The sequence below is a fragment of the Salipiger sp. genome (genome assembly GCF_059781815.1).
This window is the reverse complement of record NZ_JBYNAH010000251.1, coordinates 1-7,235: the sequence shown is the minus strand read 5'-3', so window position 1 is coordinate 7,235 and position 7,235 is coordinate 1. Positions and strand designations below refer to the sequence as shown.

Annotated in this window: 13 protein-coding genes; 12 read left to right on the top strand and 1 reads right to left on the bottom strand. The window is 71.1% G+C overall.

What is annotated here, in order from left to right; genetic code table 11:
• Positions 1-393 (top strand): phage terminase large subunit family protein (locus AC6RA4_RS21660; protein WP_500163841.1); only part of this gene is annotated, 393 nt, incomplete at its 5' end.
• Between the two features lie 7 nt (positions 394-400).
• Here the strand turns inward: AC6RA4_RS21660 and AC6RA4_RS21655 are convergent.
• Positions 401-883 carry a GNAT family N-acetyltransferase gene (locus AC6RA4_RS21655; protein WP_500163839.1) on the bottom strand — a complete coding sequence of 161 codons (483 nt, stop codon included), beginning with the start codon at positions 881-883 and terminating at the stop codon, positions 401-403.
• Between the two features lie 243 nt (positions 884-1,126).
• On the opposite strand from AC6RA4_RS21655, the gene AC6RA4_RS21650 reads away from it, so the two are divergent.
• The 11 genes from AC6RA4_RS21650 to AC6RA4_RS21600 form a co-directional block, all read left to right on the top strand.
• Positions 1,127-2,317, top strand: coding sequence for a phage portal protein (locus tag AC6RA4_RS21650; RefSeq protein ID WP_500163837.1), 1,191 nt, complete (start codon positions 1,127-1,129; stop codon positions 2,315-2,317).
• Positions 2,310-2,537, top strand: coding sequence for a GTA head formation protein, RCAP_rcc01685 family (locus AC6RA4_RS21645; protein ID WP_500163836.1), 228 nt, complete (start codon positions 2,310-2,312; stop codon positions 2,535-2,537). Before AC6RA4_RS21650 ends, AC6RA4_RS21645 begins: the two co-directional genes overlap by 8 nt.
• 36 nt (positions 2,538-2,573) lie before the next feature.
• Positions 2,574-3,116, top strand: a complete 543-nt coding sequence (locus tag AC6RA4_RS21640) for an HK97 family phage prohead protease (RefSeq protein ID WP_500163834.1) — start codon at positions 2,574-2,576, stop codon at positions 3,114-3,116.
• A gap of 29 nt (positions 3,117-3,145) precedes the next feature.
• Positions 3,146-4,327 carry a phage major capsid protein gene (locus AC6RA4_RS21635; RefSeq protein ID WP_500163833.1) on the top strand — a complete coding sequence of 394 codons (1,182 nt, stop codon included), beginning with the start codon at positions 3,146-3,148 and terminating at the stop codon, positions 4,325-4,327.
• 148 nt (positions 4,328-4,475) lie between these two features.
• A complete protein-coding gene (locus AC6RA4_RS21630; protein ID WP_500163831.1) occupies positions 4,476-5,069 on the top strand; it encodes a head-tail connector protein in 594 nt (197 codons plus the stop codon).
• A complete protein-coding gene (locus tag AC6RA4_RS21625) occupies positions 5,066-5,404 on the top strand; it encodes a head-tail adaptor protein (RefSeq protein ID WP_500163830.1) in 339 nt (112 codons plus the stop codon). Before AC6RA4_RS21630 ends, AC6RA4_RS21625 begins: the two co-directional genes overlap by 4 nt.
• Positions 5,401-5,808 carry a DUF3168 domain-containing protein gene (locus tag AC6RA4_RS21620; RefSeq protein ID WP_500163828.1) on the top strand — a complete coding sequence of 136 codons (408 nt, stop codon included), beginning with the start codon at positions 5,401-5,403 and terminating at the stop codon, positions 5,806-5,808. Before AC6RA4_RS21625 ends, AC6RA4_RS21620 begins: the two co-directional genes overlap by 4 nt.
• 66 nt (positions 5,809-5,874) lie before the next feature.
• On the top strand, positions 5,875-6,297 hold the full coding sequence (locus AC6RA4_RS21615) for a phage major tail protein, TP901-1 family (RefSeq protein ID WP_222603740.1): 423 nt from the start codon (positions 5,875-5,877) through the stop codon (positions 6,295-6,297).
• The gene (locus AC6RA4_RS21610; RefSeq protein ID WP_500163826.1) at positions 6,297-6,617 is read left to right on the top strand and encodes a gene transfer agent family protein; all 321 of its coding nucleotides are present in this window, start codon (positions 6,297-6,299) and stop codon (positions 6,615-6,617) included. The genes AC6RA4_RS21615 and AC6RA4_RS21610 overlap by 1 nt, the downstream gene beginning before the upstream one ends.
• Positions 6,617-6,817: a rcc01693 family protein gene (locus tag AC6RA4_RS21605; protein ID WP_500163824.1), complete on the top strand. Its 201-nt coding sequence runs from the start codon at positions 6,617-6,619 to the stop codon at positions 6,815-6,817. Before AC6RA4_RS21610 ends, AC6RA4_RS21605 begins: the two co-directional genes overlap by 1 nt.
• Positions 6,814-7,235, top strand: a 422-nt coding sequence (locus tag AC6RA4_RS21600; RefSeq protein ID WP_500163822.1) for a phage tail tape measure protein, incomplete at its 3' end; no start/stop codon positions are given. The genes AC6RA4_RS21605 and AC6RA4_RS21600, both read left to right, overlap by 4 nt.

Below are 7,235 nucleotides of genomic sequence, written 5' to 3'. Positions count from 1 at the left end.
GTGCAGGGCAGCTCGCCCACCGGCTGGGCCGAGGCGGTCGCGGCGGCCTATGGGCGCTGGCAGGCCGACCGGGTGGTGGCCGAGGTCAATCAGGGCGGCGCGATGGTCGAGACGGTGCTGCGGCAGGTGGCGCCGCAGGTGCCGTTGCGCAAGGTCCATGCCACCCGTGGCAAGGCGGCGCGGGCGGAGCCGGTGGCGGCACTCTACGAGCAGGGCCGGGTGAACCACTGCGGCGCGCTCGATGCGCTCGAGGAGCAGATGGGGCTGATGACGGTCTCGGGCTTTGCCGGGCAGGGCTCGCCCGACCGGGTCGACGCGCTGGTCTGGGCGCTGAGCGAGCTCATCGTGACGCCGGTGCAGGGCTGGCGGCGGCCGGCGCTGCGGGTGATCTGAGCGAGGCTCAGAGCGGCTTTTGCATGGCGTAGTTGATCAGCGCCACGCCGCGGCGGATCACGCTTTGTTGGCGCAGTACGTAGAAGCCGTGGCGCTCGAAGAAGGGGCGGGCGGCCTTGCTGACATCAGCGGTGAGACTGCGCGCGCCGCTGGCCCGGGCAATCTTGGTCAGCGCGGCGAGAAGCTCGGCGCCGATGCCCTGACCGGCGGCAGAGGGGCGGACGAAGGCGAGGTCGATGTGGCCGGGCGCCACGAGGGTCATCAGCCCGACTGGCGCTCCGTCGCGCTCGGCCATGAGCCCCACCGAGCCGCCCACGCGGTCGCGCCAGCGCTCGGGGTCGGGCTTGGGCCCGGCCCAGGCCTCGCGCTCAGTCTGGGTGTAGTGCAAGGTGGTGCCGTTGAGCACGGCGTCTCGGAAGATCTCCGCCACGGTGGTGGCATCGTCGGCCAGGAGCGGGCGCAGAGTGGTCTGTGTCGTCTCGGTGGTCATTCGGAACTTCCGTACAATTTCATTCGTCCTTGCGCAGCATTCTGTCGCGTTGCGGGAGACTATCGGGGCGCATCTATGAGCGCTAGTGCGCTGCGCGCATAGCCGCTTTGCCCCGGCCAAGGCCCGTTGCGGGCCGCCCGCGCGGAGCCGCCAGAGGAGCTTAACCTCTCGTTCATAGTGTCCTTCCTCAACGCGATGCGGACCCGGCGGTTCGCACCGGATCGGGTGAAGGAGCGGCGAGCGATGGTGTTCGATTTTCTGCGCAGGGATCGCGAGGCGGCGGTGGAGACCGAGGCCAAGGCCTCGGCCACGGGGCCGCTGATGGCCTATGCGGGGACGGGGCGAGTGGCGTGGAGCCCGCGCGATGGCGGCGCGCTGACGCGCTCGGGCTTCACGGGCAACCCGGTGGGGTTCCGCGCGGTGAAGCTGATCGCCGAGGCCGCCGCGGCACTGCCGCTGGTGCTGCAGGATGCCGAGCAGCGCTTTGCCCGGCATCCGCTGCTGACGCTGGTGACGGCGCCGAACCCGGCGCAGGGCAAGGCGGAGCTCTTCGAGGCGCTCTATGGCCACCTGCTGCTGTCGGGCGACGCCTATGTCGAGGCGGTGCTGGGGTCGGCGGGGGAACCTTCGGAGCTGCAGGTGGTGGGCTCGGATGGGTTGGGGCTGGTGCCCGGCCCGGTTGGGTGGCCGGTGGCCTATGACTACATGGTCGATGCGCGACGGCACCGCTTCGAGGTGACCGAGCGCGCCTCGCCGATCTGCCACATCAAGGCCTTTCACCCGCAGGACGACCATTACGGCCTGTCGCCGGTGCAGGCGGCGGCGCAGGCGGTCGATGTGCACAACAGCGCCAGCCGCTGGTCGAAATCGCTGCTCGACAATGCCGCGCGGCCCTCGGGGGCGATCGTCTGGACCGGCGGCGACGGGCAAGGCGGGATGGCCGCGGACCAGTTCCAGCGCCTGCGCGACGAGATGGAGCTGCTGCACCAGGGGGCGCGCAATGCCGGGCGGCCGATGCTGCTCGAGGGCGGGCTCGACTGGAAGCCGATGGGGTTTTCGCCCTCCGACATGGAATTCCAGAAGACCAAGGAGGCGGCGGCGCGCGAGATCGCGGTGGCCTTCGGGGTGCCGCCGATGCTGCTGGGGATCCCCGGCGAGGCGACCTTTGCCAATTACCAGGAGGCGCACCGGGCCTTCTACCGGCTCACCGTGCTGCCGCTGGCAACGCGGGTGACGGCGGCGGTGGGGCGCTGGCTGGCCTCGCATTTCGGCGAGGAGGTCGCCTTGATGCCCGATCTCGACCAGGTGCCGGCGCTGGCCGCCGAGCGCGACGCGCAATGGGCGCGGGTCGCGGGGGCCGCGTTCCTCACCGCCGCCGAAAAGCGCCGGATGCTGGGGCTGCCGGAGCTGCCGGAGGGCGGTGCCGGTGAGTGACCGACGGCTGGATTACGAGCCTTTCGCCTGCGCGCCGGCGCTCAAGCTCGAGGCGCATGAGCGGATGAGCCGGCTGCAGGTCGATGCGTTGAACGCGCGGCTCGACCGGCTCGAGCTGCTGCTCGAGCGGCTCGAGCGGCGGATGTGGCTCGCAGTCTACGGCGTCGCGGGGGTGATCCTCGCGCAGGCATTTCAGAGCGTCATCGCGGCGGCCCCCTGAGGGGCCTTCAGGGGCGCAATCGGGAAAGGAACGGGAATGGATCTGGAGCACAAGTTCTGTCGCTTCGACACCGGGGTGACGCTCACCGAAGGCACGCGGATCGAGGGCTATGCCTCGCTCTTCGGGGCCTGCGACCAGGGCGGCGACGTGGTGGCGGCGGGGGCTTACGGCGCCTCTCTCAAGCGGCTGGCGGCAGAGGGGCGCGCGGTGAAGATGCTGTGGCAGCACGATCCGGCCCAGCCCATCGGCACCTGGGACGAGGTGCGCGAGGACGGGCGCGGGCTGCATGTGAAGGGGCGGCTGCTCGACACGGTCGAGCGTGGCCGCGAGGCGGCGGCGCTGATCGCGGCGGGGGCCATCGACGGGCTGTCGATCGGCTACCGCACCCTGCGCGCCACGAAGGACGGCACGGGGCGCAGGCTCCTGACCGAGCTGGAGCTCTGGGAGGTCTCGCTGGTGACCTTCCCGATGCTGCCCAGCGCACGGGTCGCGGCCAAGGGCACGAGCTCCGACGAGGCCGCGATGGACGAGCTGGCGCAGACGCTGGAGCGCGCGCGCCAAGACCTGGCGCGCGGCTGAGCGCGCCGATCAGGAACGGGATCGAGACCATGACCAACACCGAGAACGTCTCCCGGGCCGGGGACGGCCATCCGGCCACCCGCGTCGGCACCGCCATCGCGGGGCTTGTGGGCGACATCAGGGCCTTGCGGGGCGACCTTGAGCTGAAGATGCAACAACAGGAAGAGCGACTGACCATGCTTGACGCAAAACACGCAACGCCGCGCGGACGCCCGGCGCTGGCCACCACGGCCGAGATCGGTGCCCCGCATCGCGAGGCTTTCGATGCCTATATCCGCACCGGCGACGATGACGGGCTGCGCGGGCTCGTGCTCGAGGGCAAGGCGCTGTCCACCGGGGTCGCGGGCGATGGTGGCTATCTCGTCGATCCGGCGACCTCGGAGACGGTGAAATCGGTGCTCGACAGCACCGCCTCGATCCGCGCGATTGCCTCGGTGGTGACCGTGGAGGCGACCTCCTTCGATGTGCTGATCGACCAGGGCGAGACCGGCGCCGGCTGGGCCGACGAGACCGCCGCTTCGTCGGAGACCGGCACCCCCACCATCGACCGCATCGCGATCAAGCTGCACGAGCTTTCGGCGATGCCAAAGGCGAGCCAGCGGCTGCTCGACGACAGCGCCTTCGACATCGAGATGTGGCTCGCGGGGCGCATCGCCGACAAGTTCGCCCGCGCCGAGGCGGCGGCCTTCGTGAGCGGCGACGGCGTCGACAAGCCGCGCGGCTTCCTCGACCATGCCGCCGTCGACAACGCGGTCTGGACCTGGGGCAATCTTGGCTACGTGCCGAGCGGCGTCGATGGTGGCATCGGTGATGGCGACGCGATCATCGATCTGGTCTATGCGCTGGGGGCCGAGTACCGGGCGCGGGCGAGCTTTGTGATGAACTCGAAGACCGCCGGCGCGCTGCGCAAGCTCAAGGATGGCGACGGGCGGCACCTGTGGTCAGACGGGCTGGCGGCGGCGGAGCCGGCGCGGCTGCTGGGCTACCCGGTGCTGATCGCCGAGGACATGCCCGATATCGGCAGCGGGACCGATGCCATCGCCTTCGGCGATTTCTCGGCCGGCTACACCATCGCCGAGCGCCCCGATCTGAGGGTGCTGCGCGACCCGTTCAGCGCCAAGCCGCACGTGCTGTTCTACGCCACCAAGCGGGTGGGCGGCGAAGTGAGCGATTTCGCGGCGATCAAGCTGCTGCGCTGCGCCACGGCCTGATCCGGAAACGGGACACGGGGGCGGCCTTCGGGTCGTCCGCGTGGGGCGCGTGCCGGGAAGCGTGTGTTGTCAGCTGCTCCCTCCGTCCGAGCAATGCACGCGGTGCGCGCCCGCTCGGGCGGGCGGGAGAGGTTTGCGGAGAAGAACGATGATGTTGATCGAAGAATCCCAGCTGCCCGAGGCGGTGCTGCCGGTCGCCGCGCTGAGGCGGCACCTGCGGCTCGGCACCGGTTTCGCCGAGGACGACCTGCAGGATGCGGTGCTGGGCTCGTTCCTGCGCGCGGCGCTGGCGGCGATCGAGGCGCGCACCGGCAAGGCGCTGATCCTGCGTGGTTTCGTATGGACGCTGCACCGCTGGCGCGACCCGGAGGCAGAGCGCTTTCCAATCGCCCCTGTGGCGGCGGTGACGCGGGTCGATATCGTGGACCGCTTCGGGGCAGCCGAGACGGTGGACGCGAGCGCCTACCGGCTCGAGCAGGACGGGCAGGCGCCGCGGCTCTGCGCGCAAGGGGCGGTGCTTCCGGCGCTGCCCGAGGGCGGGGCGGCGGAGATCCGCTTCACCGCCGGCTATGGCGCGGCCTTCGAGGATCTGCCGGCGGATCTGGCGCAGGCGGTGCTGCTGCTTGCGGCACATTACTACGAATATCGCGAGGCGACCGGGCTCGGGCAGGGCTGCATGCCGTTTGGCGTCACCTCGCTGATCGCGCGCTATCGCCCGGTTCGGCTGGGGTTCGGGGCATGAGCGCGCCGCTTCTGAACCGCAGGCTGGTGCTCGAGGCGCCGGTGCTCAGCCCTGATGGCGCCGGCGGCCAGGTCGAGAGCTGGGTCGCGATGGGCACGCTCTGGGCCGAGATCCGCCCCAAGACCGGGCGCGAGGCGACCGGCGAGGCCGGGGCGCTGTCGGTGCGGGCCTTCCGCATCACCGTGCGCGGCGCGCCGCAGGGCGCCTCGAACCGACCGTTGCCCGGCCAGCGCTTTCGCCAGCAGACGCGGCTTTTCCGCATCGTGGCGGTGACCGAGGCCGAGCCGGGCGGGCTCTACCTCACCTGTGACGCCCGCGAGGAGGTCTCGGCATGAGCTATGCGATGGCAGCGGCGCTGCAGAGCGCGGTCTATCAGAGGCTGGCTGGCGACGCCGCGCTGGGCGCGCTGGTGGGGGCGCATATCTACGACGCCCCGCCGTCGGGCACGCTGCCGGGGCTCTACATGACGCTCGGCGCGGAGACCGTGCGCGATGCCTCCGACGTGGATGGCCACGGCGCCTGGCATGACCTGACGGTCGCGGTGATCACAGATGCGGCGGGCTTCCAGTCGGCCAAGCAGGTGGCGGCGGCTGCCAGCGATGCGCTTGACGATGCGCCGCTCGCGCTGACTCGCGGGCGGCTGGTGAGCCTGCGCTTCCGGCGGGCGCGAGCGCAGCGCGAGAGCGGCGGGCTCAGGCGCATCGACATGATCTTCCGGGCCCGGGTCGAGGACGATTGAGACGCCGGCGCGACCGGCCAGTGACACGAGGCGGAGGCTTCCGCCGATCAGCAAGGAGCAAGACAGATGGGTGCCCAGAACGGCAAGGACCTTTTGGTCAAGGTGGACCTGACCGGAGACGGCCAGTTCGAGACCATGGCGGGGCTGCGCGCCACGCGGGTGAGCTTCAACGCCGAGAGCGTCGATGTGACGACGCTGGAGAGCCAGGGCGGCTGGCGCGAGCTCTTGGCGGGGGCCGGGGTGAAATCGGCCAATATCTCGGGCTCGGGCGTGTTCAAGGACCAGGCCACCGACGAGCGCGCGCGGCAGATCTTTTTCGATGGCGACACGCCGGAGTTCCAGGTGGTGATCCCGGATTTCGGCACCGTGGAGGGGGCCTTTCAGGTCACCGCGATCGAATATGCTGGCAGCCACAACGGCGAGGCGACCTACGAGGTCTCGCTGGCCTCGGCGGGGGCGCTGAGCTTTGTGCCGGTGCCGGTGGCCTGATGGTCAACCCGTGGCGCGGCGAGGTGGCGGTGACGCTCGACGGCGAGCGCCGGGTGATGCGGCTGACGCTGGGCGCGCTGGCGGAGCTCGAGGCGGCGCTGGGCGATGACACGCTGGTGGCGCTGGCGCAGCGCTTCGAGGAGGGGCGCTGCAGCACCCGCGACGTGCTGGCGCTGATCGTCGCCGGGCTGCGCGGCGGCGGCTGGGAGGGCTCTGCGGCGGATCTGCTCAGGGCCGAGATCGAGGGCGGGCCGATGGTGGCGGCGCGGGCGGCGGCGGAGCTGCTGGCGCGGGCCTTCATGCTGCCCGGCGAGGGCTGATGGAGCGCTTTGACTGGCCGGCCCTGATGCGCGCGGGTCTGCGCGGGCTGGCGCTGCGGCCGGCGGAGTTCTGGGCGCTGACCCCGGCGGAGCTGCGGCTGATGCTGGGCAATGACAGTGCCGCCAGGCCGATGGGGCGGGCGCGGCTCGAGGAGCTGCTGGCGGCCTTCCCGGACGAGGTGAAAGGGGATCAGGAATGAGTGATTTCGGCACGATGGACGATCTCGATGGCGAGATCGCGACGCTGGAGGCGAGCCTCGGCTCGGCCAGCGCCATGGCGGCGGGGTTCGATGCGGAGCTCAAGCGCATCCACCAGACCTTTTCCGCCACCGGGGGCAGCGTGACGCGGCTCGAACGCTCGCTGAGCTCGGGGCTGGGGCGTGCCATCGACGGGGTGATCCTCGACGGCATGAAGCTCTCGGATGCGCTGGGCGTGGTGGCGCGCTCGATGGTGGATGCCGCCTACCGCGCCGCGGTGCGGCCGGTGACGGACCACCTTGGCGGGCTGATCGCCGGCAGCATGGCGGGGATCTTCGGCGGGCTCTCGCCCTTTGCCCAGGGCGGGGCGTTCGCGCAAGGGAAGGTGATGCCCTTTGCCTCGGGCGGCGTGGTGAGCGG

Excerpts from the sequence above, each read along its gene's own strand:
- AC6RA4_RS21655 (WP_500163839.1), bottom strand. The coding sequence starts at position 883 with ATGACCACCGAGACGACACAGACCACTCTGCGCCCGCTCCTGGCCGAC.
- AC6RA4_RS21650 (WP_500163837.1), top strand. The coding sequence starts at position 1,127 with ATGGTGTTCGATTTTCTGCGCAGGGATCGCGAGGCGGCGGTGGAGACC.
- AC6RA4_RS21640 (WP_500163834.1), top strand. The coding sequence starts at position 2,574 with ATGGATCTGGAGCACAAGTTCTGTCGCTTCGACACCGGGGTGACGCTC.
- AC6RA4_RS21635 (WP_500163833.1), top strand. The coding sequence starts at position 3,146 with ATGACCAACACCGAGAACGTCTCCCGGGCCGGGGACGGCCATCCGGCC.
- AC6RA4_RS21630 (WP_500163831.1), top strand. The coding sequence starts at position 4,476 with ATGATGTTGATCGAAGAATCCCAGCTGCCCGAGGCGGTGCTGCCGGTC.
- AC6RA4_RS21625 (WP_500163830.1), top strand. The coding sequence starts at position 5,066 with ATGAGCGCGCCGCTTCTGAACCGCAGGCTGGTGCTCGAGGCGCCGGTG.
- AC6RA4_RS21620 (WP_500163828.1), top strand. The coding sequence starts at position 5,401 with ATGAGCTATGCGATGGCAGCGGCGCTGCAGAGCGCGGTCTATCAGAGG.
- AC6RA4_RS21615 (WP_222603740.1), top strand. The coding sequence starts at position 5,875 with ATGGGTGCCCAGAACGGCAAGGACCTTTTGGTCAAGGTGGACCTGACC.
- AC6RA4_RS21610 (WP_500163826.1), top strand. The coding sequence starts at position 6,297 with ATGGTCAACCCGTGGCGCGGCGAGGTGGCGGTGACGCTCGACGGCGAG.
- AC6RA4_RS21605 (WP_500163824.1), top strand. The coding sequence starts at position 6,617 with ATGGAGCGCTTTGACTGGCCGGCCCTGATGCGCGCGGGTCTGCGCGGG.